Below are 212 nucleotides of genomic sequence, written 5' to 3' on the forward strand. Positions count from 1 at the left end.
TGAAGCCTGGTAATGTCCTACTTTCACATAGCAAATGCTACACTATCATCGGCGCTGTTTCGTTTCACTACTGAGTTCGGCATGGAGTCAGGTGGGTCCAAAACGCTATTGTCACCAAGCAAATTAGGTGCAAAGAATTAATGACAAGCACGTAGTGCTACCATTTTCTTTGCGCAAGGTGCCTCAACTTTAACGCTACGCGCTAAGAGTCA

The 212-nt window shown here is 45.3% G+C and carries 1 rRNA gene; it reads right to left on the reverse strand.

Annotated features, from left to right (window positions below):
- Positions 1 to 4: 4 nt before the first annotated feature.
- Positions 5 to 119: ribosomal RNA gene (gene rrf / locus H5119_RS20820) — 5S ribosomal RNA — on the reverse strand.
- Between the last annotated feature and the right edge of the window lie 93 nt (positions 120 to 212).

The sequence above is a fragment of the Pseudoalteromonas sp. SG45-5 genome, assembly GCF_014164085.1.
In the GTDB taxonomy this organism is placed as follows: domain Bacteria; phylum Pseudomonadota; class Gammaproteobacteria; order Enterobacterales; family Alteromonadaceae; genus Pseudoalteromonas; species Pseudoalteromonas aliena.